Genomic DNA, 20,845 nt, shown 5'->3' on the forward strand with positions numbered 1-20,845 from the left:
CTCCCGGCGCCGGCGATTCAGAAGCGACCGCCGGTGCCGATCCGGCCCGAGGACCCGGAGCCGCCGAACGATCCCGGACTGCGGCCACCGCTGCCGAAGCCGCCTCCCCCGAAGCCGCCGCCGAAGCCGCCGCCGAATCCCCCTCCGCGACCGCCGATCGTGCCGCGCAGGAAACTGTCGACGAGGATGCCGCCGAGGACCGCGCCGGCGGTGGACGCGCCGGTCGGGTGCCGCTGCTGCGACTGTTGCCAGCTGACCACGTCACCCTGGGCGGCCATCAAGGACTGATCGGCGAGCGAACCGGCACGACGCGCCGTCTCCGTCGCCGCGGGTGGATCGGTGGCAGCAAGGTCCGTGGCGGACTGGAGGAGGCGTTGCGCTTCGGCGAGCCGGGTGCGAGCGGTGGACTGGATGGCACCGCGGCGGGTGCCGATGAAATCCGCGGCCGCGGTCACCTTCGCGCCGGCCGACTCGAGTGCGGCCGTGAGGACCTGCGCGCGGCGGATGCGTTCGGCAGCGGCATCGCGAGCGGCCGCGAGCGCGTCGTCGAGGTCGGCGTCGGCGTCGACCAGCGCGGTGAAGGTGCCCAGGGGGTCGGCGTCGAAGTTGCCGCGCGCGCCGGCAACCGCCGTGCGCGCGGTCTTGATCGCGCTCACCAGTGACGGTCCACCGGCCTCCGCCAGGGCGTCCGCCTCGGCGAGCTCCTCCTCGACCTCGGCGATGAGCGCAGGCATCCGGGAGCGGGCGGCGGCGATGTTTGCATCCGCGTGGTCGATGGCGTCGAGGAGCACGGTCGCCTGCTCGATCGAACCCTCCGCCGATCGGATCGCGGCAACCGCCGGGCCCTGCTGACCCACCGGCGCGGCGATCGCGGCGCGGCCCTGGTCCGCGGTGGCCTCGGCGAAGTCGATCTGGGACCGGGCGAGATCGACATTGTCGAGAACGGAGGTCAGGGTGGCTTCGCCGTGCTTGCCGATGAGGTCGGTGAGCTGCTGGGACGCCGATTCCAGCCGGGCGCGGAGGCCGATCAACTGCTGGGTGATCGAATCGAACCTCGAGTCCGCGTTGATGAGCAGATTGCGCATCGCGTCGAAGTTCTCGACCTGATCGTCGAGCACGCCGTCGATCTCGGTGCTCGTGGTGATGATCTGCACCAGGATCGAGCGGCGCTCGTCGTCGGTCTCGGGGACGTTGTCGTCGAGCCGTTGCCGCAATGCGAACGCCCGTGCCAGAGCCTCCTCGGCCCGTCGTACGGTGTCCGTGAACGGCGCGGTCTCGACCTCCCCGAACTCGCCCACCGCAAGCTGTAGCTCTTCCTTGCTGGTCCGGATCGCGTTGTCCAGGTCGGTGAGCACTTCGCGTGACCACGGGTCGAGCACCTCGACGGGCTGGGCGGCCAACTGGTCCACGGTCAGTTCCTGCTCACGCAGGGTCTCGACGCTTTCGGAGATCCGACGTTGCCTCCGTCGTCGTGAGTAGAGGTAGGCGCCGCCGCCGCCGAGCACGATCACCCCGCCGACGACCCCGGCCGCGATCACGCCGGTGTGGCTCGGCTCGAGCGCTCCGGACAGCCCGTTGACCGCCGCGAGCCCGGCACCCGCCCAGTTGCCGTCGCGCAGCTGCGGGACGACGTCGTCGTTGGCCACCTCTTCGAGCGTGGACTGATCCAGGCCGCCGACGCTGTCGGGGGCGAACAACCGGTACGCCCGGTCCTCGGTCGCGACGGCGAGCAGGGCGTCGTGATCACCCAACTCACTGGCGACGGCGGTCTGATCGGCCCACTGTTCGCTGGTGAGGCCGTCGAAGTCGCGGACATACACGATCCACATCTGGACCGCGTGGTCGTTGTAGAGCGCGTCGATCGCCGCCTCGAGCTCGGTGCGCTGTTCCGGTGTGATCGCGTCGGCGGAGTCGACGACGTAGGTGGGCAGCCGGGTCGGCGGTTCGGCCGACGCCGCGCCGGGTGATGCCAGGGCCACGATCAAGCCCAGCAATCCCACCAGCGCGGCCGCCGAGGCCACGCGTGTCAGCAGTTCCCGAAGTGCCGGCACTCGATGCATGATCACAAACCTAGCCGTGCGGACGTGCGGTGTCGTCGACGCCGCACGCTACGCGGGTCAGTTCCGCGAGTCGCGCCAGCGGCAGAGCGCCTCGAGTGCGGTGAGGTCGTAGTCGGGGCCGGTGACGCCGACGGTCAGCAAGGTGACGCCCTCGTCGGCGAGCGCGTCCGCGTCGCGCAGGAGGGCGTCGGTGTCCCCGTCGAACTGGACACCCGAGGACCGTTCGATGGTCTCGGGGTCGCGCCCCACGGCGGCGCAGTGGTCGGCCAGCACCTTGGCCTTGTGCCGGTACTGCTCGACGTCGTTGAAACCGTGCCAGACGTCGCCGTGCTCGGCGATGTAGCGCAGGGTCTTCTTCTCGCCGCTGCCGCCGATCAGGATCGGGATGTCGCGGGTGGGAGCCGGATTGAGCTTGGCCAGACGCGATTTGATCCTCGGCAGCGCCGCGCCGAAATCGTTCAGACGGGACCCGACGGTGCCGAAGTCGTATCCGTACTCGTCGTAGTCCTTCTCGAACCAGCCGGCTCCGACGCCCAGGATCAGGCGGCCGCCACTGATGTGGTCGACCGTGCGGGCCATGTCGGCGAGCAATTCCGGATTGCGGTAGGAGTTGCAGGTCACGAGCGCGCCGATCTCCACGCGGGAGGTCTGCTCGGCCCACGCGCCGAGCATCGTCCAACACTCGAAGTGTTCGCCCTCCGGGGCGCCGTACAGCGGATAGAAGTGATCCCAGTTGAACGCGACGTCGACACCCGTGTCCTCGGCGCGGCGGACCGCGTCACGGATCAGCGAGTACTCGGGTGCGTGCTGGGGCTGGAGTTGGACACCGATGCGAATGGGGAAGGCCATGTCGACCAGTCTGCCCGCTGTCGGCAGGTTCGTCGACGGACGTGACGGGAGACCCGGGTCGACCCGGACCCCGGGTCGATTCTTGCCGCATCGGCAACCGTTCTGGCGACCCGCGATCTCGCATGCCACAGTCGAGGGCATGGCCACCGACGACAGCAGCCCCGACACCATGACCCAGCCCGCGAAGCCCCACGATCCGGGATCTGCCGAGGGTTGGGATGCGCGCTACCGCGGCGCGGATCGGCTCTGGACGTCCGACGTCAACCCCGCACTCGTCGCCGAGGTGTCCGACCTCGACCCGAGCACCGCACTCGACGTCGGGTCGGGCGAGGGCGCCGACGCCCGGTGGCTGGCCGACCGTGGATGGCAGGTCACGGCCCTCGACATCTCACAGGTCGCGGTCGACCGGGCCCGCGAGATCGACCCGCGACCGTCGATCACCTGGCTGCGTGCCGATGTGATCGCCGATGACGTGCCCGCCGCCGACGTCGGTCTCGTGACGGCGCACTACTTCCCGATCCCGAAGGAGAACATCGACGCCGCACGCCGAATGGTCGAGGCCGTCGGACCCGGCGGGTCCCTACTGGTGGTCGCGCACGCCCCCGAGGGCGTTCGGGCGCACGGCTTCGACCCCGACGCCTACGTGCAGCCCGGCGACTTCGCGGATCTGCTCGGAGAGGACTGGGAGATCGTGACCGATGAGACGCGGGAGCGTGGGCGGGCGGCAGGAGGCGGTCACCACACGCACGACGTGGTGTTCCGGGCCCGACGCCGTCCAGCCTGAGATCGGAGTTGCGGTGTGGTCCGAGAGCCGGGCGAGCCGCAACTTGATCGGGCAGCGTCGGCTGAAGGGGTGCGCTGCGATCGCACCGCGAATTCAGTGCACACCTGTACACTCGGGGCATGACCGCCACGACCACGCGTGAGGCCGAGCTGCGGGCGCTCACCGACCTCGGGCTCTACGAAGCCGGCGCTGCGGCGCGCGGAGTCGGATCCATGCACCGTGTCATCGCCGGTGGTGTCTTCCGGATGCTCCGGCCGGTGTTGGGAAGCTCGGTCGACTCGGCGCGCATGGTGCACGACGCCATCAGTGAGGGCGCCTACACCTCGATTGCCGCGGCGCTCGACGCCGGTCGGTCGGCGGCCGAATACGCGCCGTGGTCTGAGGGTCGCGCACCGTCGCAGACCCACCGCGGTGCAGTGCTGCTCGGCATCCTCAACGGACTCATCGGCGACGAGCTGGAGACCGCGGGCTCACCTCTGACCACCGACATGTCGATCCGCGTCGACGGCCGGCCGGTGGCACTCGACGCAGAGTCGCTCCGCGACGGTTTCCCCGATGCGGGTGGGCACGTCGTCGTATTCCTGCACGGACTGATGGAATCCGAGTTCGCATGGGCGCTCGGCGACCAACCGACGTACGGTGAGCGACTGACCGGCGACCTCGGCGCCACCGAGGTCCAGGTCCGCTACAACACCGGGCGTCATATCAGCGAGAACGGTCGTGCCCTCGCGGACCTGCTCGACGCCCTCGTGCTGCTCTGGCCGACCCCGGTGACGCGGTTGACCCTCATCGGCCACTCGATGGGTGGGCTCGTCATCCGAAGTGCCTGTCACACAGCCGATCAGCGCGGCGACTACTGGACGGGCCTGGTGTCGGAAACGGTGTGCCTGGGCACGCCGCATCTCGGCGCACCCCTGGCCCGCGGCGTCCATCTGGCCACCAACGCCCTGCGGCGGACGCCGGTCACGCGTCCCATCGGGTCACTGCTGCGACGGCGCAGCGCGGGCGTGCGAGACCTGTTCCACGGCAGCCTGACCGACGACGACTGGATCGGTCACGACCCGGACGCGTGGTCGCAACCGCCGGGGGCCGACGTCCCGCTGCTCGACGGCGCTCGGCATCTCTTCGTCACCGCGACGATCACCCGCGACCCCGACAATCCGCTGGGTCGCCTGCTCGGTGACGGCCTGGTGCTCGCACCGAGTGGGCGCGGGCAGCACACACGCCGGCGTCGTGGTCTGAAGTTCCAGGAGGGTTTCCATATCGGTGGCGCGCACCACTTCACCCTGCTGAACAGCGACGCAATCTACGCCTGGCTGCTGGGTCACCTCACTCCACGAAGGGCGCTGCCCGCCGGCCGGTCGTCGTAGAACCAGATCGGGTTCCGTCAACAGCCCGGAAACTCAGTGCGGCCGGCGCTGACGGTAGCGGCCGCGTGCGGCAAGCACACCCACGACCCAGCCGACGACGAAGACGACGGCCAGGATGAACCACAACGGCGACTCGACGCTCACCCAGAACAGCTCGATACGCACGGTGGTCCGATTCTGGACGATGAAGACCACCGCCAGAATCGTCAGCCCGAGCGCAATCCATTGCGGCAGTGACACTCTCGAGAACATGGAGGGTCTGCCGGATGCCGGCGTCGGGGCGCCGCGGTCTTTCGCCATGTCTGGGACTCTAGGTGCTTCCAGCGGCGGCCGTCTGCAATCCGGTTGTGTTTTGTCCCGGAAACCGGGACAAAACACAACCCGATGTCGGACCCTCACGCCGGCGGGCGGCACCGGAGGCCGTGCGCCGCCCGCCGGGTGTGGCTACTTCTTGCCGGGGTCGTCGGCGGCCGCGATCTCGACCTCGGCGGTCGCTTGGATCAGCGCCAGAAGATCCTTGTCCAGTCCGGGCGCGAACTCTTCGCGTCGTTCGGGGGCGATGGTCATGGGGAATCCCTCGGGCATGATCTCGGTGCTCAGCTCGGTCCCGTCACCGCTGGGGGACGCACCGCGGTACAGCTTCGCCGCGTCGCTCTGGTTGTCGGCGCTGAAAGTGAACTGCACGCTCTGCAATCCCTGGTCGACCAGTTTTTTGACCTCCGGGTACCGCTCGGCATTGGTCTTCGGGATCGGCAGGATCGATCCCCAGTTGACCCCGAGGCTCTCCAGGGCCTTCGCGAAGGCGTTCTCGTGCGCCTGATCACGGACGATCAGGTAGGCGATCGTGGAACGGGCCGTCTTGTTGTCGGTCATCTCGTAGATTCGACATTTCTGCAGTCGCCCAGTGGATTCGAGCATGAGGTTGTAGAGCAGATCGAGAACGAGGTTCCCGCTGTTGTACACGTAGGACCCCGACCAGGGATTGCCGGCGGCGTCGACTGGCAGAGCACCCTGTGCACCGACGAGGTAGTGATGGATGTTGCTGGTGTCCAGCGCGATCTTGAGGGGTGTGGACCCCTTCTCACCCGGCTTGTCGACCGGATCGGTCTTCTTGCCCTTGTACTCCGGCGAACCGTCGAGCAAGCGCGAGATGGTGGTGCCGATGAGTTCGACGTGGCTGATCTCTTCGGTCCCGACTCCCTGCAGCAGATCCCGGTACGGCTTCGACGCCGGATCACCGCGGAAGTTCATGGACTGGAACAGGTACTGCATCATCGTGCGCATCTCGCCGAACTGCCCGCCCAGCCCCTCCTGTAGGGCGTTCGCGGCGGCCGGATCGGGCTCGTCGACGGCGATCTCGTTGATCAATTGCTGAGTGTGTAGGTACACAGGCTCTCCTCGAACTCGTTGGGAGGCGGACCGGCGGTGCCGGAGTTCGCAGATGGAGTGATCGGTGGGCCCCGGACCGGTTGCGGCAGATGATGAGCAATCCGACTCGCAGACACCCATGCCTTGCCGACGCCGGTCGAGGGGGCCACATCATCAACAGAGGCCACGTTTCTGGAGCAACTGGTACGCCGAGCAATACCCACGCCGCGATCACACAAACACTTCGGCCGGCCCCAGCCTCGCCCGTGGAAGGGAAAATCTCAGACTTCACGGCTCCGTCCGCGCCGCCCTTTGCGCGAGGAAGGGCCGGCTCGATGTCGACGACGCCATCGGTGCCACGGAGCCGGTCGTCACCCGGATTCGGTGGCGAGGACTTCTGCGGCGTCGGAGTGCCGGGATGGGAGAGGCGTCGCGGGCGACGCGATGATCACAGCTGACCATCCTGGCCGTCACCGGTCTGATTTCGCGCGGCCAGCAGCATGTCGCGTGTGTCGGTGAGCTTGACACGGGGCCGGTTCTGCGTGTGGCCCGCCGACGTTTCGTGGTCGTCGATGCGTTGCCATTGCAAGCGATCGACGTTCTGGGGTCGGCGCGCCCGGATGAGGTCGACGAGATCTGAGTCGGTGGTCGCCGGCGCCACCAGAAGACCTCGGCGGTAGTCGTCGAGGAGAGCGTCGACTGTGTCCAAGGCGTCGGCACGATTGGTGCCGATGACTCCGGAGGGCCCGCGTTTGATCCAACCGGCTGCGTAGGTGCCCTTGACCCATGTGCCGGTGGTCGGGTCGATCACCCGCCCTTCCTCGTTGGGTAGCGTCCCCGAGCGGTCGTCGAAAGGCAGATCGGCGACCGCGCGACCGCGGTAGCCGATGGATCGCAAGACCAGGCCCGTTTCGATGGTCTCGACCTCCGCGGTCTGTTCGGCGATCATGCTGCCGTGGTCGTCGGCGATCATGCGATTGCGGGCCACGGTCACCGACTCGACTCGCTCGGTTCCCACGATCGCCACCGGGGACGCCAAGAATCGCAAGACGATGCGTTTGCCCGACGAGCGGGACCGACCTGCCTGTGCGAGCACCGCGTCGGTGAGTGCCTGCGCCTTCGCGCGCCCCGTGGAATCCGTGGCCTGCAATGCGCTCTGCAGATCGGGGTCATCGAGCACGATGTCGATGTCCTCGAGCGCAGCGAGGCCCAATAGCTCGGGCGTGGTGAACGCGGCATGGGTGTGGTCGCGCCGTCCGAGCAGGACCACCTCGCGGATGTTGCTCATCTCCAACGATCGGAGCGCGTGGTCGGCGATGTCGGTTCTGGCCAGTGTTTCTCGGTCCATCAGCAGAATCCGGGCCACGTCCAGTGCGACGTTGCCGTTGCCCACGATGACGGCCCGATGGCCGGAGAGGTCGAAAGCGGTGTCGGCGTAGTCGGGGTGCCCGTTGTACCAAGCGACGAAGTCCGTCGCCGAACTGCTCCCTGGCAGCTCTTCACCAGGAATCCCGAGTCGGCGAGAGTGCGCGGCTCCGTTGGTGTACACGACGGCGTGGTGGTGGGTGCTGAGTTCAGCGTGGGTCACCTGTGTGCCGATCTCCACGTTGTAGAAAGTGGCGAAGTCGCGGTGCGCCGCCACTCGTCGAAACAACTGTGAGATCTCTTTGGTGTGTTGATGATCGGGAGCCACACCGTGCCGGACCAGCCCGAAGGGCACCGGCAGGCGTTCGAACATGGAGACCTTGACGCGGCCCGCGCCGTGGTCGAGCAATTCGGCCGCGGCATAGAAGCCACTCGGTCCAGCTCCGACAATGGCCACGCGTAGCGGCTCCTCCGACTCCGGCAAGGACTTGAGGTCCGGTATCGGCTCGGGTCGATGGTCGACCGCTTCTGACTGGTAATACTCGGCATTGATGGCGGCGTAGTCGCGAAGATCAACGGGCAGTTCGTCTTCGGCGTAGACAGCGTTCACCGGGCAGGCATCGACGCACGCTGCGCAGTCGATGCATGCGCCGGGATCGATGTACAGCATCTCGGAAGTGAGATAGCCCGGTTCCGATGGTGTGGGATGGATGCACCCGACCGGGCACGCCTGCACACAGCTGGCGTCGTTGCAGCAGCTCTGGGTGATCACATACGTCATCGGACGCTCGCATTCTCGACACGGACGGGAATCCCGTTGAGGAACGCATTCCCCGATGGCTGATCGATGTACCGCGGATCGTCGGGAGTCAGCACGTTGTAGTTCGCGCCGCCGGCAGCCACCGCTCGTCGCCATCCGCCGGCGTGGCCGAATCCGTGGGTGAGGCCGACTGTCCCGTCCATGACCTCATTGCTGACGACCACCGGTACCGTGATCTCACCCCACTGTGAGGTGATGGTCAGCGAGTCGCGGTCGTACACCCCCGCCGCCGCCGCATCGGAGCGAGACATGATCGCGTGGCATTCACGCTCACCGCCCGTCATCAGCCTGGGCACGTTGTGCAACCAGGTGTTGTGGGACCGCAGCGTGCGAACGCTGAACAATCGCATCGGGTACAGCGCATCATCAGTCGAAGCCACCAGCCTCTCGGTCTCCGTCTTCATGTCGGGCTGATCCAGGTGCACTCGGTGATCGGGGTGGAATATCTTCTTGTCGAGCACGCCCACGGCGCAGTCGTCAGCCAGCTTCACCGCGCCCTGAATGGCCATCAGCTTCTTGCGGCTCAGGCCCTTCGGGCGAAGTCCGAACCAGTCGCCGTACTTTCCGATTCGCATCGTGAGATCGATGACGGTGTGTGGCTGAATGCGGAGGCCGAGCTTGGCCAGTAGCTGACCGCCGGGCACTGCCAACGGCAGGATGCCGAGACGGCGAGCAATCTGGTCGACGATCCACGCATCGCTGCGAGCCTCTCCGCGCGGTGCGACGACTGGCCCGACCCACTGCGCATTCGGTATCAGCGACTGGCCCTGGGTGAAGATGGGCATTCCCTCGCGTTCCAGCCAGAGCGCCGGCGGCAGGATCCAGTGTGCATGGCGGCTGGTCTCGGTGACGTACGGGTCCAACCACACCATCAAGTCCAGCTGATCCAACGCGGCAGCGGTACGGGCAGAGCCCGGGGAACTCGTCACGATGTTGCTCGACAACCCGATCAGAGCGCGCAGCCTCCCCTCGCCCGGCGTGGTGATCTCTTCTGCCAGACATGCCAGTGGCGCAGTGCCGTTGACCTCGCCGATGCCGTGCACGCGGGTGTGCCACCGATTGCGTCCGAAGGCACCGCTTTTGGCGCCGATGCCGTCGAGGTCGACCATCGGATCGCCGAACACCATCCCGCCGCGCCGGTCGAGATTGCCGGTGACGATCGCGAGCGCGTCGAGCAGGAACTTGGTCAGCGTCGAGAACTGCCCCAGCGACGCGCCGCACCGACCGTGCACGCTGGCGCGTCGGGCGGCGGCCAGGTCTCGTGCGAGCGACTCGATAGTCGCAACCGGCACACCGGATTCACGCGCGGCCCGATCCACGTCGAAGGACTGGGCCAGGGTGCGCAACCCGTCGATGCCGACGGTCTGTCGAGCTATCGCCGCCTCATCGACGAGATCTTCGTCGAAGAGCACCCGTAGCATCGCGCCGAGCAGCCAGGGATCAGCATTCGGCCGGATGGGTACGTGCTCGAACAATCGGGCGGTTTCGGTGCGGCGCGGGTCCAGAACGATGACGCGTCCACCCCGGCGAGGGATGTCGACCAGAGTGTCTCGGATGCGTCCGGTGGTGACCAGGCTGCCCTTCGACACGACTGGATTGGTGCCGACCAGTAACGCGAAGTCGGTGTGGGCGTAGTCGGGTAGCGGGTTGACCATCGTGCTGCCATAGAGCATGTCGGCTGCGGCGAAGTAGTTGTTGACGTCGACCGAGGCCGACGAGAATCGATGTTTGGTGCCGAGCACTTCGGCGAGACCGGCAATGGCCGTGCTGCCGTTGAAGTTCCATGCCACCGGGTTGCCATAGGAGACGCCGATCGACTGTGCCCCGTGGCGGTCACGAATCGCGCGCAATCGAGCTCCGATGTCGTCGAGCGCCTGGTCCCACGTCCGCGGGACGAACGATCCGTCCGGCATGCGCTGCATCGGATGCACGACGCGGTCGGGGTCGGCGAGGACCTCGTGAAACTGCACGCCCTTCGAACAGGCGAAGCCTCGTGAGGACGGATGGTCCGGGTCGGGAGCCAATGAGATGACCCGGTCGTCGCGAACTGTTGCGGTCAACCCGCAGGACGCTTCACAGATGCAGCAGAAGGTCTTCTTCTGTGTTGTGTCGGAACGCTCGGATGCCGGGGCCTTGTCGGCGGGCAGGTGGCGCGAATCAATCATGACAACGATCCTCGATCCAGTTGAGACATGGATACTGTTCGCCCCGAGGGTGACCTGACTCCCGAGCCCAGCACGGCGAGTGCCGGCAACCTCACGCTTGCCACGGCAGTGTCCGATGTTTCCGGAACCGTGTTGCACATCACCGCACCCCTGACACGAAGTGGACCTTGACGATGTCGGTGCTGCCCTGTCTCAGGGCGGTGAAAGTGGCAGCCGCTTCCTCGAGCGGGACAGACGTCACCCAACTCCAGTTCCAATCTGCGGAAAGTTCTACAGCAGTGGCGAATTCGTCGTCATCGTAGGCAAACGAACCGATCACGTCTCGTTCGCCCACAACGACGCTGTAGGAACCAAAAGGGAGCACGACGTCGTCGCCATGAATTCCCACCCAGACCGCCCGGCCACCGGGGCGCAACGCGGTGATCGACATGGCCTGCGTGGCCTGCTCTCCGGCCGCGTCGACGCACACATCGACACTGTTGGGCTCGAGTGCGCCGACCACCGAGGCGATTCCCAGTGATTCGAGCACCGTTCGTCGACTGGCCGAGACCTCGGAGATCGCGACGCTGCCTGCGCCGGCGCGCTGAGCGCACAGGGCTGCGGTGATGCCGATCGGGCCGCCCCCGATGATGCCCACCGTCCGGCCCGCCACGTCGCCGGCGCGGTTGATGGCGTGCAGTGCAGTCGCTGTCACCTCCGACATGGCGGCCGCCTTCCACGATGCATGGTCGGGCAGAACGACCAGCCGTCCCTCCGGCACAGCGACTCTCTCGGCGATGCCTCCCGCGCGAGAAATTCCGATGATGGTGTTGTGCCCGCACAGGTGTGGTCGTCCGGCTGAGCAGGATTCACAATCGCCGCAGGGTAATTGGGGGTTCACCGCTACGCGTCTTCCGTCCTCGGTCACGCCTGCGAACTCATGGCCGATGATGAGCGGGGACGGGTACAGTTGGTCCCCCACACCGTGCAGATCGGACCCACAGACGCCGGCAGCGCGGACGCTGACCACCACCTCTCCGGGAGCGAGAGCGGGTTCTTCGGCATCCACGATCGCCACTCGACCCGAACCGACGTTCTGTAGGGCTTTCACGCGCTCACGCTCCTCTTCTCGTCGAACCGTCCTGGGCGCTGATCGTTGTCGATCGGTGCTGGATTATGCTGTGGCACTTGACTATGTGGGCTTGATCGGCCGTTCCGGTGCGGCGTCTGCCGTCTCTGTGTCCGACCCACGGACTGCTCAGGGTGCGACTCTCGGCAGAATCGGAACCCGCCGCCTCACAATCTCCTCGACAACCCGTCCGGGCGTGTGCTCCGGTATCCAGTGCGATATCCCCGGCAACTCGACGAGGCGGTAGTCGTCTGCGACGAACTCTGCCGACCGCTCCACACCCGCCCGCGCGACCGCCTGGTCGGCGTCGCCCCACAGCAGTGTCGTCGGTACCGCGATCGACCCGGTCAGCGGATTCTCGGTGGCGGCCCGGTACCAGTTGATGGCGGCGTCGAGAGCGCCTGGCTGCAGGAGCACCTGCAGATGGCGTTGCACCGTGGGCTCATCGATGACCTCGCCGTAGCCGGCGCGAAGTCCGGCTCCGTCGTCACCAGCCAGGGCTGGCACTGCAGAGGGGTCGTTCTTCAAGAAGTCCACGTACCACGACAGCTCGATCTGTTCGCGGTCGTGGGCGGTCGCCCACGCAAATGCGGCCGGGTGTGGCACCGACAGTGCGATCAACGACTCCACGAGCTCGGGATGCCGTGCGACGACTTCCCATGCGACCGTTGCACCCCAGTCGTGGCCGACGAGTTGCACGCGGTCATACCCGGACCGCCGGCACACATCGACGACGTCGGAGACAAGGTGGTCGATGCGGTAAGCGTCGACACCCGGGGGGCGCGCTCCGGGTGAGTAGCCGCGTTGGTCGAACGACAGCGCAGGGATGCCGACCTCGTCGAGTTCGCGCATGACGCGATCCCACGAAGCCTGCGACTGGGGAAACCCATGCAGCAACACCACGGGGGTCTGCTCTGATCCCCGCTGCGCCGTCGAGTTGCGAGTCGCGCGGAACAGCAGAGTGCCGACACGAATCTCGTGAGAGAAAGGCTCGTGATCGTCGGACATGATGCTCCTCCAGACCCGCTGAGTGTGACCTACGTCAAACTAGACAACTGTCCAGACAAATGTCAAGGACCTCCAGCTGTGTTGGGTCGACGTATTCGTTGGGGTGTCTCTCCCAAGAAGACGTGGCCGCGACCAAGGCAGTGTTGATCGATGTCAACCACTGCTTATCGGCATCCGCGCAGTCAACTGATCCGGGGCGACGGTCGGGGCGGTAGGCCTGGTCAGCGACGGTGCGTCAATCGGTGCGGGCGCGAACCCGCGGCTCTGGGCGTCAGTTCGGCCTCGTAACCACGCTGTTCCGGACGTGAACCGGCGGCTGATCCGAGCTCGTCGAGTGTCGACCCGGATCGAACTGTTGTCGCTGCGACGTGTGCGGATATCTCAGTGAGGGTCGATGTGAACGACACGGGCGTCGTCGGCGGCCGGGTCAGGACCTTGAACGGTGATGTGGGTGCGGTGATCGGTGTCTCAATGCGCTACATCCGGCGACAGGTTTTCAGCCCAGTCTGGGAGGCGCGGCACGACCGTCCGCTACTCGGGCACCCGATCAGGAGTTGACAGCCAATGGAATTCGGAGCATTTCTCGCACCCTGGCACAAGATTGAAACAGACGCGAACACGGCGATCCACCAAGATCTTCAACTCGTGGAGCACATGGACCGGCTCGGATTTGCTGAGTTCTGGATAGGGGAGCACCACTCTGGTGGCGTCGAGATCGTTGCCTCTCCTGAGATGTTCCTGGCGGCAGCTGCTCAACGGACAGCGCGCATCAAACTGGGCCTCGGTGTGGTGTCGCTGCCGTACCACAACCCCTTCATGGTCGCCGACAGGCTTGTGCTGCTGGACCATCTGAGTCGCGGGCGCGCGATCTTTGGAGCTGGCCCCGGGCAGCTCGCTGATGACGCACATATGATCGGTATCGATCCCGTGGAGAACCGGCGAAAAATGGAGGAAGCCTTTGATGTCATCCATCGGCTCCTGGCCGGAGAGACTGTCACCGAGGAAACTGACTGGTACACGCTCAAGAACGCGTACCTCCACGTAGCCCCGTACTCCGACATTCAGAAGGCGGTCACCGCCACCGTGTCTCCAACCGGGCCGAAGTTGGCCGGTAAGTACGGCGCGGGAATTCTCTCGCTGGCTGCCACCAATCCAGTTGGTGTCGAACTGCTTGCCAGGCATTGGGACCTCGCCGAACAGCTCGCTCGGGAGAACGGACAGAATGTGTCGCGCGATCAGTGGCGTTTGACCGGATTGATGCACGTGGCCGAGACAGAGCAACAGGCTCGCGACGACTGTCGGCACGGACTGCTTGATCTGATGAACTACTTGTCGCACGTGACTCCCGGTTTCGAGCCTGCCCCAGACGTCGACACACTCATAGACGCCGTCAACGAGAGTGGACTCGCCGTCATCGGCACCCCGGACATGGCGATCGCGCAGGTCGAGCGTCTGCAAGAGAAGTCCGGAGGTTTCGGGAAGTTCCTGGTTCTCCACGGAGAATGGGCTCCTAAGCCAGCAGCACTGAGAAGTTTCGAACTCATTGCGGAGCGAGTCGCCCCGGCTTTCAACGGATCACGTGGCCCACGTCAGCGGGGCTTCGACCAGGTCGTCAACAGCAACCGAGCGGGCGCGGTGGCCACGGCAGCGGGTCAGGAAGAAGCGCGCAGACGGTTCGAGTCCGAGCGTAGCGCCACGGTATAGAGATGTGCGGGTTTGCGACGACGTGCGGATGCGGGAGCCGAGATAACCGCGGCTCCCGCGCCGTTCGTCACCGAGTCCACGGTGATAGCCGCCCGCCAAGCGGTGTGTGTAGCAAACTCAGACATGCTGTGACCCGCCAAATTCCTACTTTCAGAAGTGCGAGATTCAACAGCATGAGAGGAAGTGGAAGATGGGATTGCTGGACGGCAAAGTTGCACTTGTGACCGGTGGAGCGCGCGGTCAGGGTTTGGCCCACGCGCACGCGTTGGCCAAGGAGGGAGCGGACGTTGCGCTTCTGGACATCTGTGATCAGATCGCCTCGGTTCAATACGGCTTGGCCACCGATGAAGACCTGACGCTGGCGGCCAAATCGGTAGGCGCACTTAATGTAAATGTCGAATATCACAAGGCCGACACCAGATCGTCAGAATCGCTGGACGCTGCGATCAGCCGAATCGTCGAGACCCTCGGCCGCATCGATATCGTCGTCATCAACCATGGCATCTGGACTCGAGGTGCTTTGTGGGATCTCACTGAAGACGAATGGCTCGACACCGTCGACGTCAACCTCAACGGTGTGTGGAGAACGCTCAAAGCGGTTGCGCCTCAACTGATCAAGCAGCGATCTGGTTCGGTCATCATCACGTCATCGGTGAATGGTGTCGAGGCTCAAGCCGGCGCGGCTCATTACACCGCGGCCAAGCATGGCGCCCTGGGGCTCATGAAGTCGGCCGCCTTGGAGTTCGCACAGTACGGCATTCGAGTCAATGCGATCCTGCCGGGCTTCGTCGATACGGCGATGACGAACTGGCAGGGTTGCTATGACATGACGGGAGGGAAGCCGGGTTCGACGCGCGCTGACCATGAGGCCGCGGCACGGCACTGGCATGCTTTCGGTGGATTGATCGACCCCGACGAGATCAGTGGGGCGGTGGTATTCCTCGCATCGGACGCGGCGCGGCGTATCACGGGGGTCGAGTTGCCAGTTGACAGTGGCCACCTTGTTCTCTCGACGTTTAATCCGAATCCGCCAATCTGATCCGCCTGATCTGCGCGGGGCGTGTGCTCGTGGAGCGTCGCCAAAGGGTGACGCCGCGGTGGCTGAGCGACGATGATGACTTCGACCCTGACAGCGCTCCAGCTCCCCGCCTGCCCAACTGGCAGGCGGGGAGCAGTCGTTGTCTACTTGATCAGGCAGCCCGCATCAACGGGGAGTGTTGCCCCAGTGATGTACCGAGCCTCGTCGGAGACCAAGAACAGCAACGCGTTGCTCACGTCCTCGGGGTCGACCCACGGCACTGGCAACGCATTGGTCGAGGCAGATGCCGGCTCGAAGTCGGCGCGCGTGGGATGATTCAGATCCGGACGGAAGATCCGGTAGGTGCCCTCATTCTGAATCATCGGCGTATCAACCTGGGTCGGATGAATCGAGTTGACTCTGATTCCATGCGGCGCTAGCTCGTTGGCCAGGCTTCGCATCAAACCAACGACGCCATGCTTGGCTGCGACGTAGTGCGCGATGTGGGCGTAGCCTTTCAAGCCGGCGGCCGAGCTGGTGAGGACGATCGCACCGCCACGGCCTCCCTCAAGGAGATGGGGAACGCCTGCCTTGACCGTGTGCCATACGCCAGTCAGGTTGATGTCCAACATCTGTTGCCAGGTTGTCTCCGGAATCTCGTGTGCGAGATGCGGATTGCTCGCAATTCCAGCGTTGGCCGAGATGATGTCGAGCCTGCCGAGCTCGGCGACGGCGTTGTCGACGCCGCTCCGCAGCGCGTCAGCATTTCGCACGTCGACCGGCACGGTGATGATTCTCCGGTCGAGAGCCTCAACGGCACGGCACGTTTCCTGCAGTTCCTCAGCTGTGCCTGACGGATAGCTGACATCGATGATCTCGTCCGGGACATCAACTGCAACAATGTCGGCACCTTCCTTCGCCAAACGGACCGCGTGTGCGCGGCCTTGACCGCGCGCGGCGCCGGTGATCAAGGCAACTTTGCCGGCAACTCGACTCATTTATCCACTCCTCGCTCGATGTCCAAAACGTGTGTCTTGCACCACAGTGTGACGATTCTGGCGGGAGGAGAGATGTCGCGAAGTGCGACACCGGACGGACTATGTACGCGCTTGACTGAACTGGCCGGAGCGCACAGCGCAGAGTCAGAAATTCATCGACTCGATATCTATACCGAGTGCTCGAACCTTGCGGTAGAGGGTAGACCGCGCGATGCCCAGGTGATCAGCGGCCAGACGTTTGTTCCCGCCGGCGTCGCGGAGAGCGTTCAGAATGGCTTTCGCCTCGATCTGCTCGAGACCGTGCAGTTGGCGACGCGCGGCCTGCACTCGATAGGCGATTGGCAGGTCATGCGCGTTTATGTAGCGGCGATTGCCCTGTGCCACCAATTCTTCGACAAGGACCTTCAATTCGCTGATGTTGCGCTCCCAGCGCACTCGGCTCAGGGCTTGGACGGCGTCCGGCATCCAATGCACTCGTGTGCCTGGAGCGGTGCACGCGTCGGTCGCGGCCTCCAGGAGCAAGGGGATGTCACCAGTGCGCTCGGCCAGCGAGGGCACCTCGACTATACGGTCGAACCACTCGACGACCGGCGTCAACTGGGTCGGCGTCGCATTCGTGGTTGCCACGACACGAACTCCGACCGATCGAGCCGCTGCCACCGCGGTGGCGGTGTCCCGTAGGCCGTCAACGTCCAGTTCGTGAATGTGTCGAATGATGAGCAACTTGGGCTCGCGGGCGATTGCTTCGCTGATCAACCCCGTCCATTCCGCTTTGCGAGTTCGTTGGAGCAACGCGTCTACGACCTCGGTGTCCGAGTCATCAGCGAGGGCCCGAGCGATTGCGAACTTTCCGACACCCGGGTCTCCGGTCAGAAGGAGAGCGCGGCTTGCGGTGTCGGTCACGGCTTGACAGGTCGCTCGCCAGGCCGGTGATGTTCCAACCAGGTCGGTGATCAGGTTGACGAATCCCGACGACTGCTCGGTTCGGGATGGGTGAGTGGCCACCTTGAGGCGCATCAGCGCGCCGACAGTGGAGGACCCGTCCGTGACGGGGTGAACATCGACGTCGATAGTCGCCCCGTCGGCCAACGAGATTGTGCTATCGACCGTCTCGCGGCGTTCAATGTCAAGCGACTTCGCGGCTAGCTCCCAGAGAGTTGACTGGTCCGATGGGCCGATGAGCCGGGCAGCAGCGGCGTTGCTGATGATGGTTCGCTCATCGAGGCAGATCACTGCATGTCGACTATCGCGGTTGTCTGCCAGAAACGCTTCGAACAACAACTGCTCGTGTCGGTTCGCCACGGTGGCCAAAGCCTGCTCGATCTGAGCGGCAACTTCAGAGACCCACGACAGCATGATCGGGCTGGTATCGCTGTAACGGCACGTGAGATTGAGAGTTCCGACCAGGCGTTTGGTGTTCGGGTGGTAAATCGGTGCGCCTGCACAGGTGAGTTCCAGTGATTCAGCGAAGAAGTGCTCAGGCCCGGCGACAAGAGCTGCGCGGCCCGTCTCCAACACCATCCCGCCGCTATTGGTTCCGACGGTTGTTTCGGCGAAGGAGAAGCCGGGTAGCACATCGTGCTGGTCCAGACGTCGGGAGAAGCCGCGGTCTTCCACCCACCGCGCGACCACATAACCGCTCGAATCCGTCAAGGCCAGACTGCTCGACGAGTCGATCAGGGCACCACGCTTCGACTCCACGACTGGGATACCCACCGTCAGTAACTGCTCGGACGATCGAGTATCAGATCGGAAGGTCGGGCGGCTACGGTCCGGTTCGAGCCCGTACAGCCGGGAACGTTTCCATGAATGCGCGATGGCGGGACGAACGATCCCCCGAGCGGCAGGATCGGCGCCCTCAAGAAAGAGTTCTCGTTCGCGGAGCAGGGCCCGAGTACGTTCATCAATCGCCACGATGAGTTCTCCCCACGTCATACGCCAGCGTCGTCGCCGGTGTCACAGCGTCGCCACATCCCGACGGATGTGAGGTGCGACACGGCCATGATGCCAACGTACTGACATCACGTCAACAGTGATGCCGCACGTCAACAGAGGTACGCACCCGACAGAGTCGCCTACTCTCGAGCGCTCGTTCGGTTACCTGGCTGAACGGCCGGCGCGTCGTACCAGTCGACGTGCACGTCCACCATCCCAGTGTCCGGTCGATACCAGCCCTTGCCTGCTGCGTACGAGAGCATTGCATCGAATTCCCGATACCAGTCGCGTGAATGCCCGTCGCCGAGCGCGCGGCTCGTTATGTCGCGCAGGCGTCTTGAGTCGAGACGCAGGTGGTCTTGCGTGGACAGCTCAGGGTCGAGTCCGATGCTTCGCAGACTCTCCACCACGTCAGGGACTTGAAGGCGCGAGCTGGCGGCGATCGAGAGGTGTTTGAGGTCGTCGGCCTCACGGACCGTGGGCTTCTCGGACGGCTCGACAACAATGTACACAGGGACTCCTTTGGTCGATTGCTGTTCGTACGAGCCTTACTGCTTGGGCATGTCGGTGGTCGTCGCATTTCGCAACGAGCGATGGCGGCAGCAGTGTAGTGATCTGGGACATCCACTGTGATCCAGGCGGCATAGCGTGGCTACGGCTTGCAGGTCTGAACAACGAGGAGAATCCGCGGTGACACATTCGATTGAGCGCCCCCGGTGGGCCGACCCGACTTCGGCGACAACGACACGCGCCGACGGACGTGACGAAGAGTTGGTTCTCGAATTCATGGGTGCGCTGAGCACCAACGATGCGGATCGTCTGATCACGTACTTTGCCGACGATACGATGTATCAGAACATGCCACTTCCGCCGGCATACGGACTTGATCAGGTGCATGCCACGTTGACAGGACTATTTCAGGTCCTGCGGATCGAGAAGATCGACACGTTCCACATAGCGTCGCGAGACGGCGTCGTGTTCACCGAGCGCGTCGACCTCCTGACCGCGATTCCTACCGGTAAGTCATTCGAGCTACCGGCGCTTGGCGTCGTGCATCTGAACAACGGAAAGATCAGCGGGTGGCGCGACTATTTCGACCTCCGCAGCTTCGAAGAAGCCGTCGACGTTCAGCTGCGGGGCTAGGTGTAACTCTTGGGGAGGTTGTGAACGGCGTGGTTCCGGTCAACAGGTGAGGGCCTCCGGTATCGATGTGGTTACCACACACACGCCGATCACCAAGAGGCCCTCATGACCCACCGTAATGCTTTTCTCACCGAACGTGGCCGTCTGGCCCTGGCTCAGTGCGTCGTCGACCAGGGTTGGCCTCTGCGACGAGCCGCGGAACGATTCAACTGCTCCACCGCGACCGCCAAGAAGTGGGCTGACCGCTACCGGCAGACCGGTGAGGCCGGCATGGCAGATCACTTCAGCCGGCCCCGCCGCTCACCCACCCGACTTGCGGTGCGCCGTGAACGTCGAATCATCAAGCTGCGGTTTGTCCGTCGCTGGGGCGCTGCACGTATCGCCGCGCACCTGCGGCTGGCGAGATCGACCGTTGAGGCGGTGTTGCGCCGGTATCGGATGCCGCTGTTGCGTCACTTGGATCAGGCCACCGGTCTTCCGGTACGCCGGACCCCGCCACGCCGCTACGAACACGACGCTCCCGGCGACCTGATCCACGTCGACATCAAGAAGCTCGGCCGCATCCCTGAAGGCGGTGGGCACCGCAAACTCGGGCGTACGATCGGCAACCGGCACAACAAGAAACACCGCCCGGGGTACGCGTACTTGCACCACGCCGTCGATGACCATTCCCGGCTGGCGTACTCGGAGATCCTCACCGACGAACGCAAAGAGACCGCCGCGCAGTTCTGGGACCGGGCGATGGCCTTCTTCCAAGGGCACGGCATCACCGTGCGGCGAGTGATGACCGACAACGGATCGTGTTACCGATCGAAGGTTTTCGGGGAATCTCTCGGCGTCGAGATCAAGCACAAGAAGACCCGTCCCTACCGTCCGCAAACCAACGGCAAGGTCGAGCGCTTCAATCGCACCCTGGCCTCGGAATGGGCCTACGCCGAGTTCTACAGCTCAGAGACCGCCCGCACAGCCACCTACGACGACTGGCTGCACCACTACAATCACCACCGAGCCCACAGCGGTATCGGCGGACTCACCCCGATCGAACGCCTACACGTTCACAACCTGCCCGGGTCTTACAGCTAGGCCGCTCCATCGCCTGCCGGGGCCGGGCCCAGTGGCCGTCCCCGCAGGTGGTGGACCCGCCGAAGCT

General features: G+C 64.9%; 17 protein-coding genes and 1 pseudogene. 6 read left to right on the top strand and 12 right to left on the bottom strand.

The window, feature by feature from the left end; all coding sequences use genetic code 11:
- Window positions 1–17: 17 nt before the first annotated feature.
- Window positions 18–2,060, bottom strand: a complete 2,043-nt coding sequence (locus tag AB4Z55_RS03030; protein WP_354562475.1) for a TPM domain-containing protein — start codon at window positions 2,058–2,060, stop codon at window positions 18–20.
- Window positions 2,061–2,117: 57 nt separating this feature from the next.
- Window positions 2,118–2,909, bottom strand: coding sequence for an LLM class F420-dependent oxidoreductase (locus AB4Z55_RS03035; RefSeq protein ID WP_101820508.1), 792 nt, complete (start codon window positions 2,907–2,909; stop codon window positions 2,118–2,120).
- Between the two features lie 139 nt (window positions 2,910–3,048).
- Here AB4Z55_RS03035 and AB4Z55_RS03040 point away from each other — a divergent pair, with 139 nt between their 5' ends.
- Together AB4Z55_RS03040 and AB4Z55_RS03045 are read left to right on the top strand one after the other, a co-directional pair.
- Window positions 3,049–3,693, top strand: coding sequence for a class I SAM-dependent methyltransferase (locus AB4Z55_RS03040; protein ID WP_369519090.1), 645 nt, complete (start codon window positions 3,049–3,051; stop codon window positions 3,691–3,693).
- Window positions 3,694–3,812: 119 nt separating this feature from the next.
- On the top strand, window positions 3,813–5,063 hold the full coding sequence (locus tag AB4Z55_RS03045; RefSeq protein ID WP_369519091.1) for an esterase/lipase family protein: 1,251 nt from the start codon (window positions 3,813–3,815) through the stop codon (window positions 5,061–5,063).
- A 33-nt stretch (window positions 5,064–5,096) separates the two neighbouring features.
- Here the strand turns inward: AB4Z55_RS03045 and AB4Z55_RS03050 are convergent, their stop codons facing one another.
- The 7 genes and pseudogenes from AB4Z55_RS03050 to AB4Z55_RS03080 all read right to left on the bottom strand — a co-directional run bounded on the left by AB4Z55_RS03050 (window position 5,097) and on the right by AB4Z55_RS03080 (window position 12,897).
- A complete protein-coding gene (locus tag AB4Z55_RS03050) occupies window positions 5,097–5,363 on the bottom strand; it encodes a lipopolysaccharide assembly protein LapA domain-containing protein (RefSeq protein WP_369519092.1) in 267 nt (88 codons plus the stop codon).
- Window positions 5,364–5,507: 144 nt separating this feature from the next.
- Window positions 5,508–6,452 carry a manganese catalase family protein gene (locus tag AB4Z55_RS03055; protein ID WP_010843872.1) on the bottom strand — a complete coding sequence of 315 codons (945 nt, stop codon included), beginning with the start codon at window positions 6,450–6,452 and terminating at the stop codon, window positions 5,508–5,510.
- A 427-nt stretch (window positions 6,453–6,879) separates the two neighbouring features.
- Window positions 6,880–8,577 (bottom strand): FAD-dependent oxidoreductase, encoded by a 1,698-nt coding sequence (locus tag AB4Z55_RS03060; RefSeq protein WP_369519093.1) that lies wholly within the window; start codon window positions 8,575–8,577, stop codon window positions 6,880–6,882.
- Complete coding sequence (locus tag AB4Z55_RS03065; protein WP_369519094.1) at window positions 8,574–10,781, bottom strand: molybdopterin-dependent oxidoreductase; 2,208 nt, start codon at window positions 10,779–10,781, stop codon at window positions 8,574–8,576. The genes AB4Z55_RS03060 and AB4Z55_RS03065 overlap by 4 nt, the downstream gene beginning before the upstream one ends.
- 139 nt (window positions 10,782–10,920) lie before the next feature.
- Window positions 10,921–11,484 (bottom strand): zinc-binding dehydrogenase, encoded by a 564-nt coding sequence (locus AB4Z55_RS03070; RefSeq protein WP_369520969.1) that lies wholly within the window; start codon window positions 11,482–11,484, stop codon window positions 10,921–10,923.
- A gap of 48 nt (window positions 11,485–11,532) precedes the next feature.
- Window positions 11,533–11,871, bottom strand: a pseudogene (locus tag AB4Z55_RS03075) (alcohol dehydrogenase catalytic domain-containing protein); the annotation flags it as partial.
- Window positions 11,872–12,018: 147 nt separating this feature from the next.
- On the bottom strand, window positions 12,019–12,897 hold the full coding sequence (locus AB4Z55_RS03080) for an alpha/beta fold hydrolase (protein ID WP_369519095.1): 879 nt from the start codon (window positions 12,895–12,897) through the stop codon (window positions 12,019–12,021).
- A gap of 564 nt (window positions 12,898–13,461) precedes the next feature.
- Here AB4Z55_RS03080 and AB4Z55_RS03085 point away from each other — a divergent pair.
- Both AB4Z55_RS03085 and AB4Z55_RS03090 read left to right on the top strand, forming a co-directional pair.
- A complete protein-coding gene (locus tag AB4Z55_RS03085; protein ID WP_369519096.1) occupies window positions 13,462–14,601 on the top strand; it encodes an LLM class flavin-dependent oxidoreductase in 1,140 nt (379 codons plus the stop codon).
- Between the two features lie 190 nt (window positions 14,602–14,791).
- Window positions 14,792–15,640, top strand: a complete 849-nt coding sequence (locus tag AB4Z55_RS03090) for a mycofactocin-coupled SDR family oxidoreductase (protein WP_369519097.1) — start codon at window positions 14,792–14,794, stop codon at window positions 15,638–15,640.
- A gap of 143 nt (window positions 15,641–15,783) precedes the next feature.
- Here AB4Z55_RS03090 and AB4Z55_RS03095 read toward each other — a convergent pair whose 3' ends face one another.
- The 3 genes from AB4Z55_RS03095 to AB4Z55_RS03105 form a co-directional block, all read right to left on the bottom strand.
- Window positions 15,784–16,617 (bottom strand): mycofactocin-coupled SDR family oxidoreductase, encoded by an 834-nt coding sequence (locus AB4Z55_RS03095; protein WP_369519098.1) that lies wholly within the window; start codon window positions 16,615–16,617, stop codon window positions 15,784–15,786.
- A 144-nt stretch (window positions 16,618–16,761) separates the two neighbouring features.
- Complete coding sequence (locus AB4Z55_RS03100; RefSeq protein WP_369519099.1) at window positions 16,762–18,531, bottom strand: sigma-54-dependent Fis family transcriptional regulator; 1,770 nt, start codon at window positions 18,529–18,531, stop codon at window positions 16,762–16,764.
- 161 nt (window positions 18,532–18,692) lie between these two features.
- Window positions 18,693–19,064: a hypothetical protein gene (locus AB4Z55_RS03105; protein WP_369519100.1), complete on the bottom strand. Its 372-nt coding sequence runs from the start codon at window positions 19,062–19,064 to the stop codon at window positions 18,693–18,695.
- 178 nt (window positions 19,065–19,242) lie between these two features.
- Here AB4Z55_RS03105 and AB4Z55_RS03110 point away from each other — a divergent pair, with 178 nt between their 5' ends.
- The gene (locus AB4Z55_RS03110; protein WP_369520970.1) at window positions 19,243–19,695 is read left to right on the top strand and encodes a limonene-1,2-epoxide hydrolase family protein; all 453 of its coding nucleotides are present in this window, start codon (window positions 19,243–19,245) and stop codon (window positions 19,693–19,695) included.
- A 105-nt stretch (window positions 19,696–19,800) separates the two neighbouring features.
- On the top strand, window positions 19,801–20,778 hold the full coding sequence (locus AB4Z55_RS03115) for an IS481 family transposase (protein ID WP_369519101.1): 978 nt from the start codon (window positions 19,801–19,803) through the stop codon (window positions 20,776–20,778).
- Window positions 20,779–20,845 lie beyond the last annotated feature (67 nt).

The organism is Gordonia sp. ABKF26, from assembly GCF_041103195.1.
GTDB lineage: Bacteria > Actinomycetota > Actinomycetes > Mycobacteriales > Mycobacteriaceae > Gordonia > Gordonia terrae.